The organism is Adhaeribacter terreus, from assembly GCF_042657365.1.
In the GTDB taxonomy this organism is placed as follows: domain Bacteria; phylum Bacteroidota; class Bacteroidia; order Cytophagales; family Hymenobacteraceae; genus Adhaeribacter_A; species Adhaeribacter_A terreus.
In genome coordinates, this window is sequence record NZ_JBHSKT010000008.1 from 59,364 (window position 1) to 76,607 (window position 17,244).

General features: G+C 42.5%; 15 protein-coding genes and 5 tRNA genes. 10 read left to right on the forward strand and 10 right to left on the reverse strand.

Features of this window, described 5'->3' with window-relative positions:
• Positions 1-83: 83 nt before the first annotated feature.
• From ACFPIB_RS13555 to ACFPIB_RS13590, 8 genes are all read right to left on the reverse strand, one after another.
• Entirely contained in the window at positions 84-398 is a 315-nt protein-coding gene (locus ACFPIB_RS13555; RefSeq protein WP_378018004.1) for a hypothetical protein, read from the reverse strand.
• A gap of 238 nt (positions 399-636) precedes the next feature.
• Positions 637-897 (reverse strand): hypothetical protein, encoded by a 261-nt coding sequence (locus ACFPIB_RS13560; protein WP_378018005.1) that lies wholly within the window; start codon positions 895-897, stop codon positions 637-639.
• 27 nt (positions 898-924) lie between these two features.
• Positions 925-2,364: a toxin-antitoxin system YwqK family antitoxin gene (locus tag ACFPIB_RS13565; RefSeq protein WP_378018006.1), complete on the reverse strand. Its 1,440-nt coding sequence runs from the start codon at positions 2,362-2,364 to the stop codon at positions 925-927.
• A 195-nt stretch (positions 2,365-2,559) separates the two neighbouring features.
• Positions 2,560-3,744 (reverse strand): acetyl-CoA C-acyltransferase, encoded by a 1,185-nt coding sequence (locus ACFPIB_RS13570; protein WP_378018007.1) that lies wholly within the window; start codon positions 3,742-3,744, stop codon positions 2,560-2,562.
• Positions 3,745-4,045: 301 nt separating this feature from the next.
• Positions 4,046-4,666, reverse strand: coding sequence for a hypothetical protein (locus tag ACFPIB_RS13575; RefSeq protein WP_378018008.1), 621 nt, complete (start codon positions 4,664-4,666; stop codon positions 4,046-4,048).
• A 170-nt stretch (positions 4,667-4,836) separates the two neighbouring features.
• Positions 4,837-5,238: a hypothetical protein gene (locus ACFPIB_RS13580; protein WP_378018009.1), complete on the reverse strand. Its 402-nt coding sequence runs from the start codon at positions 5,236-5,238 to the stop codon at positions 4,837-4,839.
• Positions 5,239-5,367: 129 nt separating this feature from the next.
• Positions 5,368-6,345: a tetratricopeptide repeat protein gene (locus tag ACFPIB_RS13585; protein WP_378018010.1), complete on the reverse strand. Its 978-nt coding sequence runs from the start codon at positions 6,343-6,345 to the stop codon at positions 5,368-5,370.
• A complete protein-coding gene (locus tag ACFPIB_RS13590; RefSeq protein ID WP_378018011.1) occupies positions 6,342-7,310 on the reverse strand; it encodes a vWA domain-containing protein in 969 nt (322 codons plus the stop codon). Before ACFPIB_RS13590 ends, ACFPIB_RS13585 begins: the two co-directional genes overlap by 4 nt.
• A 340-nt stretch (positions 7,311-7,650) precedes the next feature.
• Between ACFPIB_RS13590 and ACFPIB_RS13595 the strand changes: the two genes are divergently transcribed.
• The 5 genes from ACFPIB_RS13595 (at position 7,651) to ACFPIB_RS13615 (ending at position 8,614) form a co-directional block, all read left to right on the forward strand.
• A tRNA-Ser gene (locus ACFPIB_RS13595) sits at positions 7,651-7,742 on the forward strand.
• Between the two features lie 104 nt (positions 7,743-7,846).
• A tRNA-Pro gene (locus tag ACFPIB_RS13600) sits at positions 7,847-7,920 on the forward strand.
• Between the two features lie 97 nt (positions 7,921-8,017).
• Positions 8,018-8,091: transfer RNA gene (locus tag ACFPIB_RS13605), tRNA-Arg, on the forward strand.
• A gap of 278 nt (positions 8,092-8,369) precedes the next feature.
• Positions 8,370-8,443, forward strand: a tRNA-Pro gene (locus ACFPIB_RS13610).
• A gap of 97 nt (positions 8,444-8,540) precedes the next feature.
• Positions 8,541-8,614, forward strand: a tRNA-Arg gene (locus ACFPIB_RS13615).
• Between the two features lie 91 nt (positions 8,615-8,705).
• Here the strand turns inward: ACFPIB_RS13615 and ACFPIB_RS13620 are convergent.
• A complete protein-coding gene (locus tag ACFPIB_RS13620; RefSeq protein ID WP_378018012.1) occupies positions 8,706-9,194 on the reverse strand; it encodes a lipocalin family protein in 489 nt (162 codons plus the stop codon).
• Positions 9,195-9,432: 238 nt separating this feature from the next.
• Here ACFPIB_RS13620 and ACFPIB_RS13625 point away from each other — a divergent pair, with 238 nt between their 5' ends.
• From ACFPIB_RS13625 to ACFPIB_RS13640, 4 genes are all read left to right on the forward strand, one after another.
• Complete coding sequence (locus tag ACFPIB_RS13625; protein WP_378018013.1) at positions 9,433-11,994, forward strand: DUF2339 domain-containing protein; 2,562 nt, start codon at positions 9,433-9,435, stop codon at positions 11,992-11,994.
• The gene (locus tag ACFPIB_RS13630; protein WP_378018014.1) at positions 11,991-13,235 is read left to right on the forward strand and encodes a hypothetical protein; all 1,245 of its coding nucleotides are present in this window, start codon (positions 11,991-11,993) and stop codon (positions 13,233-13,235) included. The genes ACFPIB_RS13625 and ACFPIB_RS13630 overlap by 4 nt, the downstream gene beginning before the upstream one ends.
• A 288-nt stretch (positions 13,236-13,523) precedes the next feature.
• Positions 13,524-14,015, forward strand: a complete 492-nt coding sequence (locus ACFPIB_RS13635) for a helix-turn-helix domain-containing protein (RefSeq protein WP_378018015.1) — start codon at positions 13,524-13,526, stop codon at positions 14,013-14,015.
• 99 nt (positions 14,016-14,114) lie between these two features.
• Entirely contained in the window at positions 14,115-14,294 is a 180-nt protein-coding gene (locus ACFPIB_RS13640) for a hypothetical protein (RefSeq protein ID WP_378018016.1), read from the forward strand.
• A gap of 135 nt (positions 14,295-14,429) precedes the next feature.
• Here the strand turns inward: ACFPIB_RS13640 and ACFPIB_RS13645 are convergent, their stop codons facing one another.
• The gene (locus ACFPIB_RS13645) at positions 14,430-14,930 is read right to left on the reverse strand and encodes a YciE/YciF ferroxidase family protein (RefSeq protein WP_378018017.1); all 501 of its coding nucleotides are present in this window, start codon (positions 14,928-14,930) and stop codon (positions 14,430-14,432) included.
• Between the two features lie 317 nt (positions 14,931-15,247).
• Here ACFPIB_RS13645 and gyrB point away from each other — a divergent pair, with 317 nt between their 5' ends.
• Positions 15,248-17,206, forward strand: coding sequence for a DNA topoisomerase (ATP-hydrolyzing) subunit B (gene gyrB, locus ACFPIB_RS13650; protein ID WP_378018018.1), 1,959 nt, complete (start codon positions 15,248-15,250; stop codon positions 17,204-17,206).
• Positions 17,207-17,244 lie beyond the last annotated feature (38 nt).

Consider the following 17,244-nt stretch of genomic DNA (forward strand, 5'->3'; position numbering starts at 1 on the left):
AAAGAGAATTTCGAGTTTTTTAATGAAAAAGGATAGCGTTTTTGATGGAGGAAGGATTTTTTTCGACTTTCAATACCTTCGCATTATTTATAAGGTAAATAATACTTTTCCCGTTTTTCTTTTTCCGGAATTGCTTCGTTGCAAACCGTGAATAAACCGGCAAAAGTTGGGTGGTAAGTATTACGAATATCGAAGTTATAAGCCTGGTTATCTATTTCTATTTTAACGATGTAGTGCGGACCATCCGCGGCACTTCCCAATTGGGCCGGAATTTCGGACCAGTTGGTTTGTTTTAAAAAGGAAATGATCTTTTCCTGGTCGAAATCTTTATAGGTCGATTTGTTTAAAGTCTGGTACGATGCCTCCTGATTATCATAGAGCACATGAGTCAGGTACATTTTTTTATTGTCAATAATGTACTCAGTCGTTTTAGGATCAGGAAGTGACCGGTATGCGATCTCGACTTTAAAAGGCTCATTTTTTCTGGCGGAATTGCTAAAACCAGTCAAAAGGAAAATTATCAAAAGCAAGGCTAATTGTTTCATGGTAGTGCATTTAAACTGCCGACTCCGTTATTGGCAGCACACTATAAACAATTAACCTGGCACTTTTGATTTTCTAAGGCAGATAAAATTGTTATTCGATGTCCAATATTAAATCAGCTTTTTTAATCCAGAGAGAATTCTTAATAGGATTATGATTTTCTAATCCATAATCATCTAAATTATTATTGAATAGCACCAATACTCTATCTTGATAACTCGCATGATAATCAATGATTTTTCCTTTTTTGCCAATTAGCAGCCAATAATTTTCATTGCAATTTAAATCTACTTCGGGTTCTGAAGTCCCCAAAAATGAATTAAGGATTACTGAAGTACCTTTTGAAAATGTCATATTAATTTCGACTTAATTACGAATAAATTACTTCGGCACTTCCTTTCCATTTCGGAAAATTGCGGTACGCACGGTTTTGCCGTTTTCGTTCATCCATTTCCAGTTGCCGGTTTCGCGGTTGTTGCGGAAGGCGCCGGTAATTTCCGTTTTGCCATTCTCAAAATACTGCCGGAATTTGCCGGAACGTTTGCCGCTTTTGTATTCCGTTTCGGTTTTAAGTTTGCCGCTTGGGTAGAAGGTTTCTTCCAGGCCGATCTTATTATTATTTACATGTTCGGCTTTGCTTGCAACCTGTCCGTTTTCATGATAAGTAAACCGGATGCCGGAAATGCGGTCGTTGAGATATGGTTCTTTGATCTTTAGTTTTTTAGGCGCATCGTAATACGTGAGCCATTCGCCGGCTTTCAGCTTGTTTTTGTAAGTCTGTTCTTCTTTTACGTTGCCGCTTTCGTAATACGTGGTGATTTTCCGGTCCAGCGCGTTGTTGCTGTATTTAACTTCTTCTTTCAGTTTGCCGCTTTCGTAAAAGCCCTGCACAGTACCAACCAGGATTCCTTCTTTATAGGTGCTGATGCGCATCGGTTTGCCGTTTTCATAATACGATTTAATCAGGCCGTCGCGTTTGCCGGTGGTGCTGCTCAGGTCTATGCTTTCGCGGGCGCGGGTTTGTTTCCCATCGAAGAACATTTCCGGCTGCTTTTCAATTTTAACGGTTTTGTAAGTGCCTTCCGTTTCTAAACCGCCGCTTTTGTAATAGCTTTTATACGAGCCGGTTTTGCCGTCTTTGTTTTGCTGCGCAATAGATTTTAGCTGACCGTTGTCGTAAAAAGTTTTGTAATACCCATCAATATTACCGTTCAGAAATTGGGCCTCGGTTTCGAGCTGGCCGTTTTCGTAATAGGTTTTACTCAGCCCGTTTTGCTGGTTGTTTTTATAAGTAATTTCCGATTTCAGTTGCCCGCCCGGATAATATTCTTTCACCAAACCATCCGGAAAACCGTTCACAAAAGCAGCTTCCATTTTCGGGTTGCCATTTTCGTAAAAGGTTTTGATAACGTTACTTTGCTGATCGTTCACGTAACTGCCTTCCTGCAAGATTTTTCCGTTCGGGTGAAAAGCCTGGAACGTGCCGTTTTTCATGCCATTTTCGTACTGTACGCGTAATTTCGGTTCGCCGGTTTCGTAAAATTCGGTGTAAATGCTGTCGGGTTTGCCGTTCACGAATTTGGCTTTTACTTCCGGTTTTCCGCTGCGGTAAAATTTGCGGTATTGCCCGGTTATCAGCGTGTCTGGTTTGGTCAGGATGAAGTAACGTTCCCTGATCTTAGCGTATGCCGAATCGTGGTAAGTCGTAACTTTCACTTCAGGCCCTTTGGTTTTTTCAAAACGCTTGTAATTGTTTCGCTGCCCGAAAGAAACGGTAGCGAAAACGAGTAAAAAAGTGCCGGTAAGTGCAGTGCGAATCATTCGTTAAAGTGCTAATTTTTAATGTGCTAATATGCTGTTTTAGCAATGTGTTCTGATTTTTTCAGTCCAAAACCATACCGTTTTTCAATCCTGAAAATTCATTAATACTGCAAATCCTGATCAAAAACAAAAAGCCTTACAAATGAACGTAAGGCTTTTTGAAAATGGTATGCTTAAGAAGCAAAAAAGTCGGAATTACATTTTTTCTACTACAATAGCAGAAGCACCGCCACCGCCGTTGCAGATACCAGTAACGCCAATTTTGCCGCCTTTGGTATTCAGTACGTTAATAAGTGTAGTTACAATTCTGGCACCGGAAGCTCCCAGCGGGTGACCTAAAGAAACTGCACCGCCGTATACGTTTACGTTGTCGCCTTTCAAGCCTAATTTCTGGTTGTTGGCAATAGAAACTACCGAGAACGCTTCGTTAATTTCGTAGAAATCTACCATATCAGCAGAGATACCGGCATTTTTCAGCGCTTTCGGAATGGCTAAAGATGGGGTAGTAGTGAACCATTTCGGCTCTTGTTCCGCATCGGCAAAACCTAAGATCTTCGCAATTGGTTTTAAACCCAGTTCTTCGGCTTTTTCTTTGCTCATCAATAAAACAGCCGCAGCACCATCGTTCAAAGTAGAAGCGTTGGCAGCAGTAACTGTTCCTTCTTTATCGAAAACCGGACGCAAGCCAGCAATTTTATCGAAGTTTACTTTGGTGTATTCTTCGTCTTCGGTAACCATGATCGGGTCCTTGCCGCGCTGCGGAATAGAAACCGGAACGATCTCGTTTTTCATCATGCCGGCTTTAGCAGCTTCAGCAGAACGTTTGTAAGATTGAATGGCGAACTCATCCTGCATTTCGCGGGTGATGTTCATTTCTTTAGCTGTGTTTTCAGCCGCAGAACCCATGTGGTAATCGTTGTAAACATCCCACAGACCATCCTTTACCAGACCATCTACCATTTGCACGTGGCCTAATTTTGCCCCGAAACGGATCTTATCTGAATAGTATGGTACGTTGCTCATGCTTTCCATGCCGCCTGCCACGATCACATCTTTGTGACCCAGCATAATAGCCTGCGCTGCGAACATGATAGCTTTAGAACCGGAAGCACAAACTTTATTTACGGTAGTGCATTCTACTTCGTAACCCAGACCGGCAAAAATAGCTGCCTGACGGGCCGGAGCCTGGCCTAAGTTGGCGCTCAGTACGTTACCCATAATTACTTCCTGCACTTCTTTTTTATCTACGCCGGCTTTTTCAAGGGCACCTTTAATAGCAGCAGCACCTAATTGCGTAGCAGAAACGCTGGCCAAAGAACCACCAAAACTACCAATTGGCGTACGAACCGCCGAAATTACATATACTTCTTTCGTTTGCATAAAGCGATGATTTACTGTTTGGCCGTGAAATTACCGAGACTATGTGGGAATTGCAAATTGCGGTTGGTTTTGGAGAAAGGAGGGAAGGGAAATAAGAGAATAACCGAATTTAAGGTAAGGGTTGATTAATAGTTTTGGAATAAGTATTTCTGCTAATACGGATTTTGCGTTGGTGGGCTTTTGAAACCGTAAACTGTCTGCCAGAACCAAAGTTTATTAATTGCTCAAATGTTTCTATTTGCACTGTCTGCCCACTAACACAAAGCCCGTGTTAGCTGCCGTTTTTCTTTCTGTCAAAGTGTTAAGTTGTTCCCCAAGCAAACCAATGGTCACTAATTTTTTTCCACCGAATTATTCTTCCGCAGTCATTTTCAATCGGTTTACTACCTGTTTCAGAATATGCTATACCATAACAGTTATCTATCATTCCACCTTGAGTAAATGAAATAGTGCCGTCTTCTAAAATGCAGAAACTTCTGTAACCACTTGACTTTAGCTTTTGCCTAAATATTTCGTAATGCTGATTGTCTATGTTGAAAATGTTTTTAATACTGTCAAGAGGATAATTGTTGCTTAGTTGAATGAATACATTAGTATTGTTTTTTGCAATTGTGGGATAACCATTTAGGTTTTCATATTCGTCAGAAAACTGAGTTATCTTTTTGTAGGTTCTAATATTTGCTACAAATTCATTCATTAAGCTCTCTTTAGTCTTAAAATAAATGTAATCTGCCGTGTCGAGTTGCAAACCGTATGTAAAGAAATAAAGAAACACTGAAGAAAATGCTGTTAGAGAGTATTTAATTTTTGTTTTGACTGATTGATTTTTGCTAAGTCTAATTGTAGAAATAATTAACAAAATTAATGCTGCAAGAAATAGTGGAATCAATAGAAAAATTGAAAAACCGTCAAGTGTCCGCATAAGAACTATAGTGCCAATGAATGGTGACAAGATGCTCGCAACAAAAAGTATGAGATTTATTTTGAACCTGTTTGTCATTGGTTTATGTCTTGTAGTGTCATCATTAAATTGCAGCTAACGGATTTAGCTATAAGGTGGCGAAGCTAACTTATAGATTTTGTTGTGCGCAGTTATTCTATTGTTTTTAACTCTAACAGTATTCCTTTGTCTTTCAATTCTTTGGAAAAAATTTCTAAATCCAAAGTGCCAAGAGTATTTGATTTAACAATCTCTGCAGTTGGTTCAACATCATATTTGTTTTTGATGATCCAATACTTAATATTAGAATTCGTTCGCTTATTCCCTGATTTTGCGATAATCCATTCAGAATTAAATGCATATGCCAATACAGTCATTGGAACTATTTCTACCCCGGATCCTGAACAAACCTCTTCGGAATAAAGAATTCTTCGATCTACATTATCATATTCTGATAAATATAAATTATTTCCAAGATGCTCTTCTTCTATGAATGGACAACATGAACTAAGCATTAAAAGCAGTCCAATGAATATAGATCGTGTAATTTTCAAATTTAAGTTTATCAATTGCGCACAACTACTGTGTATACCGAATATTCGGCTTATCATTTCTATATCCGGAGGTTTTTGCCGGTTTTTTTACAGGAAAGCCTACCGTTTTATTTAAATTTTAAACCAAACCTACCAATCGGGCTTCGAACGATCACGTTTTTTAGTAGCTTTTTTCGGAAGTTGCTGTAAATATTGCTGTTCAGCGGCGCGCATGGCGTTCAGCATCATTTCAGCTTGTTCCGGGCTGATGTTGGCTTTGCGCAGGCGTTCGTATTGGGTTTGCAAGCGTTTTTCATCGCCGCTGGCCGCTTCTTTTCCGCCGGCTTTATTTGGTTTTTCCGGCTTCGGTTGTTCTTCGGTTTCTGCTAAATTCTGACCTTCTTCGTTGCCTTTTTCAGTACCACTTTTTTGCTCCTTTTCCTTAGCGTTTTCCCCGTCTGCAGGTTTTTCCTTTTTAGGCTGATCCGGCATTTCAGGGTTAGTTTGCTTATCCGGTTTTTGCTGCTGATCACCTTTCTCCGGCTGGTCCGGATTTTCTTTTTCCTGGTCCCCCTGTTCGTTCGGCTTTTCGCTTTGCTGTTCCTGTTGTTCAGGCTGCTTTTGCTCTTTTTTCTGTTCCTGCTTTTCTTCTTTTTTCTCCGGAGCAGGCGGCGGCATTTTATTCGCTTCTTCCGGATGCTCGCGCAGGTACTTTTTCAGCATTTCGTAATTGTAGCGCGCCTGTTCGTTGCCGGCATTGGCCACCAAAGCGCGTTTATAAAATGTAAGTGCTTTCTGGTAATCCTGCAGGCCGGCATTTAAGGTGCCGAGCTGTTCCCAGGCAATGGAGCGGAGCCAGGCATTCGGGTTTTTCAGGCATTTTTCGTAGGCTTTCTGTGCTTTTTCCAGTTGCTTGTTTTTCCGGTAAGCGTGCGCCAGGTTCAATAACAAACGCGGATCATCATCGCCGATTTCATAAACCAGGTATTCGAAATTCTTAACGGCGGTTGCGTAATTGCCTTTGGCAAAAGCTGCAGCGGCCTGCTCATTACGAGTGTTCCGCTCCGCAATATGCCGGAAATCGCCGATGCTCACAAACAGGAAAATGATCAGCCAGAACGCGTTCATATCTTAAAGGTATTGAAACGAATGGTAGCATCGAAAAGCATAAGCAGCAACGCCAGCAGTAACGGATAAAAATATTTGTTGGCTTTCACATCTATAGTTTTGCTTTGGCGCACATTGCCTTTCACATTATTTATCGCGCTTATCAGTTTGTTTATTTCGCTGGCCCGGGAATTAATTTCAAAATACTCGCCGTTGGTGCTGCCCGCAATTTCCTGCAACGCTTCCGAATTCAGTTTGGTAACAACTTTTTTGTCATCGTCATCCATTTTAAAACTGTTGCCTTCCGGAATATTACCGCCATCGGCCGAGCCAACGCCCAACGAAAAGACGCGCACATTAGCCTTTTCCAGTTCACGGAGTGGTTTTTTCAGGTTTTCGCCGAAATCTTCACCATCGGATATCACTACCAGGATCTTGGCCGTTTGCCGCGAATCAGATTTTTCTTCTTCTTTAAATTTCTGCAGCGCAAGTTCCAACGGAGCTGCCAGGTCGGTTCCGGCGCGCGGCACCAGGTTGGTGTTCAGCGTTTGGGTGTAAAGTTCCAGCGCATTCTGATCGAAGGTAAGCGGGCATTGCACAAAGGCTTCGGAAGAAAAAATAAGCAGCCCGATGCGGTCTGAGTTGAATCGCGTTAAGAGTTTAGGAAGCTCGAATTTTACTTTTTCCAGGCGCGAAGGCTGCACATCGGTAGCATTCATAGATTGCGAAAGATCTACCGCCACCAGAATGTCTTTACCCGTAGTCTTAATTTCTTTGGTAGCCGCCCCGAACGATGGGCCAAGCAACGCAATTATTAAAAGCAGGAAATACGTGCCGCGCAACAGCATTTTAAGCCAGATCAGGTGTGGTTTCTGGTGCAGCGCATTGGCTAGCTTCTTCATCCGGATTAAGTAAGCCGCGTAAAGCAGAATAAAGATCAGGCCGAAAATAAGCTCCAGTAAAGAAAAAGGCTGGCTCCAAGTCATGCAGGTTTATAAAATTGCGTTCCCAAAGATACAAATTTCAGCATATCCCGTTCCTGAACTTTGTGGCTGACCAAAAAAGGAGCTTTTGATATGAGTTTTTATAAACAATGACCTGACTTTTTGAGCCGTTTTGCATAGCGTTTTTTTGCCGAAAGCTGCATAGTAGGGGTGAAGCCGATTTTTTTATGGCGCGCCTGTAAAATTTATGTGTTTTAAAATCAGAATATTAAGGTGGAAAGGATGTTTTTTTGAAATTATTTCATTAGAAAATCAGTTATGGATGTTGCAAATCTGAAATTAATAACTGTATATTTGCACATCCTTTAGCAGAAAGGGTCACGGAGAGGTGGGTGAGTGGCTGAAACCAGCAGTTTGCTAAACTGTCGTACGGGTCAAACTGTACCGGGGGTTCGAATCCCCCCCCCTCCGCCAGAATTTAAATTTTTTTTGAGTTCATTAGTTTTAATTCAAAAAAAGATATTAAGTTTGCACCGCAATTGAACGAAAGCCTTGCGCAGGAATTCAAGAGCACAGTTCGGGGTGTAGCGTAGCCCGGTATCGCGCCACATTTGGGATGTGGAGGTCGTAGGTTCGAATCCTGCCACCCCGACTTTTAAAATTACGAATTACGAATTGCGAATTACGATTCTTGTTCCTTCGGGACATTCCTAATTCCTGATTTATAATTCGTATTTTTTTTTTACCCCGGTCCCATAGCTCAGCTGGATAGAGCAACTGCCTTCTAAGCAGTAGGTCTTTGGTTCGAATCCAAATGGGATCACTATTTACCCGCATTATTTAAGCCTCTTTACTGCCAGTAAAGAGGCTTTTTATTTAAGTGCGGTGAGTGTTCATTTTTATTTCCCGGTCAGGCCCAAGTGTTAAAGTGGTTTTTAACCTGGAATTTTAGGGTTTGAATTTATTTTTGAAAAATTAATTCACTGAAAAATAACCGGTTAATTCAAGTAGAAGAAAAATGTAGAAAAAAACTGGCCTGGTTTGGTTTCAGGTTAAGAAAATATTACTACATTTGTGCGCTGAAAGAAATGAAGCACAGTTCGGGGTGTAGCGTAGCCCGGTATCGCGCCACATTTGGGATGTGGAGGTCGTAGGTTCGAATCCTGCCACCCCGACTTTTAAAATTACGAATTACGAATTGCGAATTACGATTCTTGTTCCTTCGGGACATTCCTAATTCCTGATTTATAATTCGTATTTTTTTTTTACCCCGGTCCCATAGCTCAGCTGGATAGAGCAACTGCCTTCTAAGCAGTAGGTCTTTGGTTCGAATCCAAATGGGATCACAAAAAGCCCTTCAGTTAATTCTGAAGGGCTTTTTTTATTTTATTCGGAAATCATTTTTTGGTTTTAAAAGTTACTTGAAGCAGCAGCGTTTTACTTTGCAGTGAAGGTATAAGTGGTTGAGATCGTGTCGTTGCCGAGCACAAGAAGCGGGAGGTTAAGTACCAAGGTGTTGTTGCTTATGCTTTTGATCTTAAAAACAGAGCCGCCGCCAAACGTATTGAATTTTAATTCGGTATTATTTTGCTGCAATTGCCAGGTGGCCGCCGAAAGATGAATGGTATTGGAACCCGGATCGCAGGCTAATTTTCCATCGGTGCGCAAAAAAGATTTGTTGGAATAAAACGTGTACACATCGTCCAGCTCGCAGGAATCCAGCGTCAAATAATTATTGGTAATTACGCCGAATTGCTCCCGGGTCGTCCAGTTTGTCAATAACCAGCTTTTCGAAGTATTGGCACTTAATTTTTCTTCCACCGTACTTTCTGTAACGGTTGGCGCTGGTTCAGCAGGCTCTTCTTTTTCACAGGCACTGCATAGCAAAGTTGCGACAAAAAGAAAAACCGCGCGTTGTTTCAGCATGATCTATTGGATTTAAATTTTGCCTAAGTAACGTATTTCTGCTGTTACATCCAAACAATATATGGTTTTGTTGCGCACAATTCTGCTGCCGTTAAATTGATCTTTCTGCCCTGATTCAGGCCCATGCATTTTGAAATGTTCTGCTCCGTTTTTTCGAAACGGATTATTTAAATGCTTAACTTCCAAACTTAAAATACACTTGTATTTTCATTTTATCTGAACTTCAATAAAACTTTGCATGGAAGTTATGCTGTTGCTGGCCATTGGAGTGGCGGCTTTTATCATAATCAATATTTTATCCGGAAGAATTCAGGAGGTAAACCTGCGTTACGAAACCATAAAAGACGAATTGCTGCGCATCCGGACTGAACTGGAATTGATGCGCCGGCAACAGGCACAAACTCCGGTGCAAAAAACTACGCCACCCGAAGAAGTTAAACCCGTTGCAGCTACACCTCCAACATCACTGCCGCAAATTCTAACGCCGCCAGAAGCAACCGAAATTCCCAAACCGGCACCTTTGTTTACGGCAGCAGAACCACCAAAAACGGTATCCAAAACGGAGGAAAAACCGACAGAAACGGTAGGGAAAATCACTGAAAAAGTCGAAGAAGTATCTGCGGCTGAAAAGTCAGATTATATGCCACATACTCCTCCGGAACACGTTTATGAAGAACCGCAACCAGGCTTTATAGAGCGTTTCCTGCAAAATAATCCTGACCTCGAAAAATTCATTGGTGAAAACCTGATCAATAAGATCGGGATCGCAATCCTGGTTCTGGGTATCGGATATTTTGTGAAATTCGCCATCGATCAGGATTGGATCAATGAGATCGGCAGGGTGTTTATTGGTATTTTGTCCGGCGGAATTCTGATCGGGCTGGCGCACCGGTTACGGAAAACGTTTTCGGCGTTCAGTTCGGTTTTAGTGGGCGGTGGTCTGGCAGTTTTATATTTTACCATTGCCATTGCGTTTCACGAATACCAGCTTTTAAACCAAATCGCGGCTTTTCTGGTAATGGTGGTTATTACGGCGTTTTCAGTGCTGCTTTCAATATCGTATAACCGGGTAGAACTGGCGGTTCTGGCTATTTTAGGTGGTTTTGCAACGCCTTTTATGGTTAGTACCGGCGAAGGAAATTACGTGGTTCTTTTTACCTATATCCTGATCCTGAACGTAGGAATGTTGGTGCTGGCTTACCTGAAGAACTGGAAAATTATTAACTGGATCTGCTACGGCGCTACCATTTTACTATACGGCGGCTGGCTTTCCACGAAAGTATTGAACACAACCGGTGCCCCTTATCTCGGTGCCCTGACTTTTGCCTCGCTTTTCTATATCATTTTCTTCCTGATGAACATCATCAACAATGTGAAAGCGCGCACGCAATTTGTCGCATCTGAGATCGGGATCCTGCTTAGCAATACCTTTCTTTTTTATTCGGCGGGTATGGCCATTTTGCACGACGTTCAGCAAGGCGATTTCCAGGGATTATTTACCGTAGCCGTGGCCGTTTTTAATTTTACGTTTGCCTTTTTGCTGTTCCGTAGCCGGCAGGTTGACCGCAACCTGGTTTATCTGCTTATTGGTATGGTAATTACCTTTATAAGCCTTGCCATTCCGGTGCAGCTGGAAGGTAATTATATCACTATGTTCTGGGCGCTGGAAGCTGTTTTATTGCTGTGGTTCGCCCAGAAAGCGGGTATTAAACTGGCGGTTATAAGTTCGGTGATTATAACCGGTTTAATGCTTGTTTCGCTGGCAATGGATTGGGTGAATATTTACCAGAAAATCCCGGCAGGTGTAACGTATAATGTGCTTTTGAACAAAGGTTTTATTACCGGCGCAATCTGCGTTTTAAGTTTACTGGCTACGCGTTGGTTGCTTAAGAAAGAACCGGCAGCAGTAGTCTTTAAACAGTTCGATTTTCAACCATTGGTGTACCGGAAAGCGCTGGGTTTTATTCTGGTAATTACCATTTATTTCGTGCTGCTTTTTGAACTCAATTATCAGCTTGATTATTACTTCGATTCGCACCTAAGCCGCGCCATCATTCAGGGTTGTTACAACCTTGGTTTTATAGCCGTTCTGTTCCGGTTTACAGCGCGTAAAAATGAACCGAAAATTACCCTGGCCGTTACGTTGCTGGGCATGTTTGGGGTGTTGCTTTATGGCCTGGTCTATAATATTCTGGTAAAGAAATTACTCGAATCGCATTTTCTTTATGAAGTGCAGGAATTTACCGGTTTCTGGTTCCATTATCTGAGTCTGGCGCTGCTGCTTGTTTTGCTGTATTTCATTTTCCGCAATCGATATATTTTCGAAGAGCGCTGGCCGGCCGTTAACAGGTTTATGGTGTGGGGTTTAAGTCTGGTAATTGTATATGTGGCAAGTTCCGAATTACTATATCATGTGCTATATTTCAACCTGCCTTTTGCCAATGTACAGGGCTTAAAAGGCGATGCTTTAGCGGCGGCAAAGTTTACGTATTTTTATGACCTTCAGCACCAGACTTACAAAGTTGGCTTCCCTATTTTGTGGGGAATCTGCGCGTTTACGTTTATGTTTATCGGGTTGAGAAAGAAGAACAAACAACTGCGTATTGTGGCGCTTTCACTGTTTGCCATTACGCTGCTCAAGCTGTTCTTATTCGATATTCGCGGCATTTCGGAAGGCGGAAAAATTGCGGCATTTATTTGCCTGGGCGTGTTGCTGCTGGTAATTTCGTTTATGTACCAGAACCTGAAAAAACTGATCCTGGCCGACGAAACCCACAACGCTAAAGATGAAATGCCATGAGAAAAATTGTAGTTGTTTTCTGGATGCTTCTGAGCCTGAAAACGCTATGTTTTGGCCAGGAAAAACTGTATAAAGCCCCATTGCCGGCGGTATCTGAAAACGGTTTTTACAGAATAAATCTGCGGCCGGAAATTGTGCGTTTTACCAATGCCGATTTTTCTGACCTGCGTATTCATGATAATAAAAACCATGAATTACCGTATTTACTGGAACGAACCGCAACCGAAAAAACGACCCGCTACTTCCGCGAATATCCCATTGTCGGTAAAAACAATATACCGAAAATTAATACCACGCTGGTAATTCAGAACCCAAGAAAAAGCAAAATAAACAACCTGGCGCTGGTAATAAAAAACACTAATGTTAGCAAAAATGCCAGCCTGAGTGGCAGCGCAGATGCGCAAAATTGGTACGCGCTGGAAGATGATTATTTACTGCAATCTGTATCGAATTCGGAAGCAACTTCGGAAGTAAAAGTACTGCATTTTCCGCTTTCTGATTACGAGTTTTATAAGCTGGAAATTAACGATTCTGCCAGCGCGCCACTCAATATTTTAACTGCCGGTTTTTACGATTTTAATGCCGAGAACGGGCAATACGAAATTATTCCGGAACTAAGTCTTAAACGCACCGATAGCGCCAATATTAAAAAAACATTTCTGTGGTTTTCTGCTGAAATGCCGGTACTGATCGATAAGCTCGATTTTAAGATAGATTCGGCGACTTTTTACCTGCGAAATGCTACCGTTTTTGTAAGGAAAACCGTGAATGACCGCCGCAATAAAAAGCTGGAATCGTGGGTGCCGGTGCAATCTTTTCAGCTGCGGTCGGATGGAAAAAATGCGTTTCAGTTTACCGGTTTCCGGGCGAAGGAATTTTATGTGGAAATAGAAAATGCCGACAATCCGCCGCTCAATATTGCAGCAGTAAATGCCTTTCAGTTAAAAACGTATCTGATCGCAGAACTGAAAAAGAACCGCGAATATGCATTGTATTTCAGCGATGCTAAAGCAGTTTTACCGACCTACGACCTACCGTTTTTTAAAGATAAACTTCCAGGGAATTTACCGGTGCTGGAGCCGCTGGCCGTAATTAAAAATGCTATGCCCGAAGCCCCAAAAAGTGCGGTTAACCGTTTTTTTCAGCATGAGATCCTGATCTGGATCGCTTTGCTCGTTGTGATCGCGTTTCTGGGTTATATGACCTATAAGATGTTAAAGGAAACAAGCGATCCCCGGTAATAAAGCCGGTTTTTACTGACTTTTTATTTCCTTTTACACCCGATTTCATAAACGGAATCGGGTGTATTCGTTTTGTGATAATAGGAATATTTTGTGTGAATATTCTAAAGGGAGGCGGTGAGGTGCTTTTAAAATGTATATTAATAAGAATAAATATATCGGGTTACTATATTCCGAACTTTTTTTCTCCCTATTATGTCAGAAGGTGTGTTGCTTCGAATTGATCCGGTTATTTATATTGATCGGTTGGGGAAGGCAAATGAACATATTGTTAATGGTATTTAAAGTATGAAGAAATCAAATGACATCGCTGGAATATCGGAGTTCACGGTTTCCCACCGGTTACGGGTTATTCAGGAGCTTTTGAAAATAAGATCTGTGGCTGCTTTTGCCAACGAAATCGGGGTAGATACCAGCGTGCTGAATAATATTATGAGCCCGTATGGTCGGATGGGGAAACCAAGTTTTGATACGCTTCAGAAAATTGCCGCTAAATATCCCCGAGTGAATATGGATTGGCTGATCACGGGTAAAGGCGAACCTTTAAGGCCATTCGGGGCAACCGGTACTTTGCGGTCTGTTACTGAAAATACAGAATCGGAAAATCTAAATAAGTTGCTAAAATATGAACCAGGCAGCGCACCGGTGCAGCAACTGATGAATGTGCCGGCGGTGCTTTCGGAGTTACGGGTATGCCAGGCAGAAAAAGATAACCTGCAACGCATTCTGGCTTTGAAAGACGAGATAATAGAAATGTTGCGAAAACAGAATACCGACTAATTTCAAGCTTTTGGTTTTTCGAATTCTTTTTAAGATCCAGCCTGAAATGGCTTTTTCCGGATGAGTTGCTACAAAATTTTCTACCTGAAAACATGACCTATGAAAACAGAAATTAAAGTTGGAATGCAGGTGCGGCTGCTTATAGGCGGGCCGGTGATGAATGTGAAAGCAATTGAAAACGACCTGGCGCTGTGTGAATGGATGGTGGTGGACCGCAAATGCAGCATGCATTTTAAAGTAAGTAATCTGGTTAAAGAAGAGACTGCTAAAAACTCCTGAAAATTATTATGGTTATGGAACAAGCAGTTTTTTCATTAAAAATCCTACCGTTTATTAACAGCAAATACCATTAAAAAAAGCCTTTCAGTTAAAAAATGAAAGGCTTTTTCTTTTTGTAAATATGTTGCTGAAAATCTAGGAAACCTGCGCGGCTCTTCGGTTTATGTTCGTTTTAGCCAGGTTATTTAATTTGGTATCGGTGGCTTGTTCTTCATCTAAGGTCTTTTTCAGAAGGGTATGCACTTCATCCAGCGCCAGCCCTAACGCCAGATGCGCCGCCGTTCCATAACCGGAAATTTCGTAGTGCTCTATTTTCTGGGCGCTGGCAATTAATGTAGCATCCATCGCTTCCGACGAATGGCTTATATGCATCACTTTTTCGCCTTCGGCAATCAAACCTTTCATGCCTGCGTTGTCTTGTCCGTCGGGTTTTATACCCAGCAATTTAGCGGCTTGTTCCAGGCGTTGTTTATGCATTTTAGTTTCTTCGAGGTGCTGCATAAAAGCTGCTTTCAATTCAGGATCAGTGGCTTTTTCCGCTATGCGCGGTATTGCGGTTATCAGCAGATTTTCAGCATCATATAAAACCTGAATTTCGTGATGAAGCAGATCGGTAAGATCTTTTAGTTCGGCCATAGTTTTGCGGGTTTAAGAATTTGACATTGTTTCAGGTTTAAACGGCAGAATCTGCGAACTGTTAAGTAAACTTGCTGAAAAGGAATTTTACTGAACCGAAACGCAGTTGAAAATAGCCTGAAAACACGGTTTTCCGGCCGGTAAATGGCCACGGTTTTCACGCAAATTCCATAAGCCCGGGAACGGTAGTTTAACAAGCCGGAAAAGTCTGGTTGAAACGCGTTAAAAGCAGGAAAGTTATTAGCTAAAAACGCCCTTTTTACTCGGAAAAACCAAAAAAAAGTGGTATCTTTACTTCTTAAATACACCTGAAACAAATGAGTGAAATAGTAGAAAAAAATGCCTCCGATTACTCCGCAGATAGTATCCAGGTTCTGGAAGGGCTCGAAGCCGTTCGGAAGCGCCCGGCTATGTATATTGGCGACATCGGTGTTAAGGGCTTACATCACCTGGTTTGGGAAGTTGTAGATAACTCTATAGACGAAGCCCTGGCTGGTCATTGCGACAATATTGACGTAACCATTCACGAAGATAATTCCATTTCCGTATCCGATAACGGCCGCGGTATTCCCACCGATTTCCACCAGAAAGAAGGCCGCTCGGCACTTGAAGTGGTAATGACCGTATTGCACGCCGGCGGTAAATTCGATAAAGATTCTTATAAAGTTTCCGGCGGTCTGCATGGCGTAGGTGTAAGCTGCGTAAACGCGCTATCTACTGATCTGAAAGTTACCGTTTTCCGGAAAGGTAAAGTACATGAGCAGGAATACAAGATCGGAATTCCGCAGTACCCGGTGCGCGAGATCGGCGAAACCGAAATTCACGGTACAACGGTGCATTTTAAGCCCGATGCTTCCATTTTTACTACCACGGAGTATAAATACGAAACCATTGCCAACCGCATGCGCGAGCTTTCGTTCCTGAACAAAGGCATTCGTATTAACTTAACCGATCTGCGCGAAAAAGATTCGGATGGCAATTACATCAGCGATTCTTTCTATTCGGAAGGTGGTTTGAAGGAATTTGTGGCTTACCTGGAAGAAACCCGCGAAAACCTGATTCCGGAACCGATCCATATCGAAAGCGAGAAAAACGGTTTGCCGGTAGAAGTTGCACTTCAGTATAATTCTTCTTACACGGAAAATATCTTCTCGTACGTAAACAACATCAACACGCACGAAGGTGGTACGCACGTAGCTGGTTTCCGCCGCGCTTTAACCCGTACCCTGAAAGCTTACGCCGATAAATCGGGGATGCTGGAAAAAGCCAAAGTTGAAATTACCGGCGATGACTTCCGCGAAGGTTTAACGGCAATTATTTCGGTAAAAGTGCAGGAGCCGCAGTTCGAAGGCCAGACCAAAACCAAACTTGGTAACTCCGAAGTAATGGGTGCGGTAGATGTGGCGGTTGGCGAAATGCTGAACGCTTTCCTGGAAGAAAATCCGCGCGAAGCCCGCATCATTATTCAGAAAGTAGTTTTAGCTGCTCAGGCCCGTTATGCGGCCCGTAAAGCCCGCGAAATGGTGCAGCGTAAAAGCGTGCTTACCGGTTCCGGCTTACCAGGTAAACTTGCCGACTGTTCTGATTCTGAACCAGCTAACTGCGAAATTTACCTCGTAGAGGGTGACTCCGCGGGTGGTTCTGCCAAGCAGGGCCGCGACCGGAAATTCCAGGCAATTCTGCCGTTAAGAGGTAAAATTCTGAACGTAGAAAAAGCCCAGGAACATCGTATTTACGAAAACGACGAGATCAAGAACATGATCACGGCGCTTGGTGTTAGTTTTGGTACACCGGAAGACGACAAAGCGCTGAACATGGAAAAACTGCGTTATCACCGCATCATCATCATGACGGATGCGGACATCGACGGTAGCCACATTCGTACGCTTATTCTTACGTTCTTCTTCCGTTACATGCGCGAGCTGATCGATAACGGTTATATTTACATTGCTTTACCGCCGCTTTATTTGGTTAAAAAAGGCAAAGAAGAACGTTATTGCTGGACCGAGCAGGATCGGGAAGAAGCCGTGAAAGAACTTGCAAAAGGCGGCCGAGAAGATACCGTTGGTATTCAGCGTTACAAAGGTTTGGGTGAAATGAACCCGGAACAGCTTTGGGAAACTACCATGCGTCCGGAAACCCGCAGCTTGAAACAGGTAACCATCGAATCGGCGGCGCAGGCAGATCATTTATTCTCGATGCTGATGGGCGATGAAGTTGCGCCGCGTCGTGACTTTATTGAGAAAAATGCCAAATACGCAAAAGTGGACGTTTAAAAAACGCTATCCTTTTAAAGCAAAAAAGTCCTGCAGCA

Excerpts from the sequence above, each read along its gene's own strand:
- ACFPIB_RS13565 (WP_378018006.1), bottom strand. The coding sequence starts at position 2,364 with ATGATTCGCACTGCACTTACCGGCACTTTTTTACTCGTTTTCGCTACC.
- ACFPIB_RS13570 (WP_378018007.1), bottom strand. The coding sequence starts at position 3,744 with ATGCAAACGAAAGAAGTATATGTAATTTCGGCGGTTCGTACGCCAATT.
- ACFPIB_RS13635 (WP_378018015.1), top strand. The coding sequence starts at position 13,524 with ATGAAGAAATCAAATGACATCGCTGGAATATCGGAGTTCACGGTTTCC.
- gyrB (WP_378018018.1), top strand. The coding sequence starts at position 15,248 with ATGAGTGAAATAGTAGAAAAAAATGCCTCCGATTACTCCGCAGATAGT.
- ACFPIB_RS13575 (WP_378018008.1), bottom strand. The coding sequence starts at position 4,666 with ATGCGGACACTTGACGGTTTTTCAATTTTTCTATTGATTCCACTATTT.
- ACFPIB_RS13620 (WP_378018012.1), bottom strand. The coding sequence starts at position 9,194 with ATGCTGAAACAACGCGCGGTTTTTCTTTTTGTCGCAACTTTGCTATGC.
- ACFPIB_RS13630 (WP_378018014.1), top strand. The coding sequence starts at position 11,991 with ATGAGAAAAATTGTAGTTGTTTTCTGGATGCTTCTGAGCCTGAAAACG.
- ACFPIB_RS13645 (WP_378018017.1), bottom strand. The coding sequence starts at position 14,930 with ATGGCCGAACTAAAAGATCTTACCGATCTGCTTCATCACGAAATTCAG.
- ACFPIB_RS13560 (WP_378018005.1), bottom strand. The coding sequence starts at position 897 with ATGACATTTTCAAAAGGTACTTCAGTAATCCTTAATTCATTTTTGGGG.
- ACFPIB_RS13625 (WP_378018013.1), top strand. The coding sequence starts at position 9,433 with ATGGAAGTTATGCTGTTGCTGGCCATTGGAGTGGCGGCTTTTATCATA.
- ACFPIB_RS13640 (WP_378018016.1), top strand. The coding sequence starts at position 14,115 with ATGAAAACAGAAATTAAAGTTGGAATGCAGGTGCGGCTGCTTATAGGC.
- ACFPIB_RS13590 (WP_378018011.1), bottom strand. The coding sequence starts at position 7,310 with ATGACTTGGAGCCAGCCTTTTTCTTTACTGGAGCTTATTTTCGGCCTG.
- ACFPIB_RS13555 (WP_378018004.1), bottom strand. The coding sequence starts at position 398 with ATGTACCTGACTCATGTGCTCTATGATAATCAGGAGGCATCGTACCAG.
- ACFPIB_RS13585 (WP_378018010.1), bottom strand. The coding sequence starts at position 6,345 with ATGAACGCGTTCTGGCTGATCATTTTCCTGTTTGTGAGCATCGGCGAT.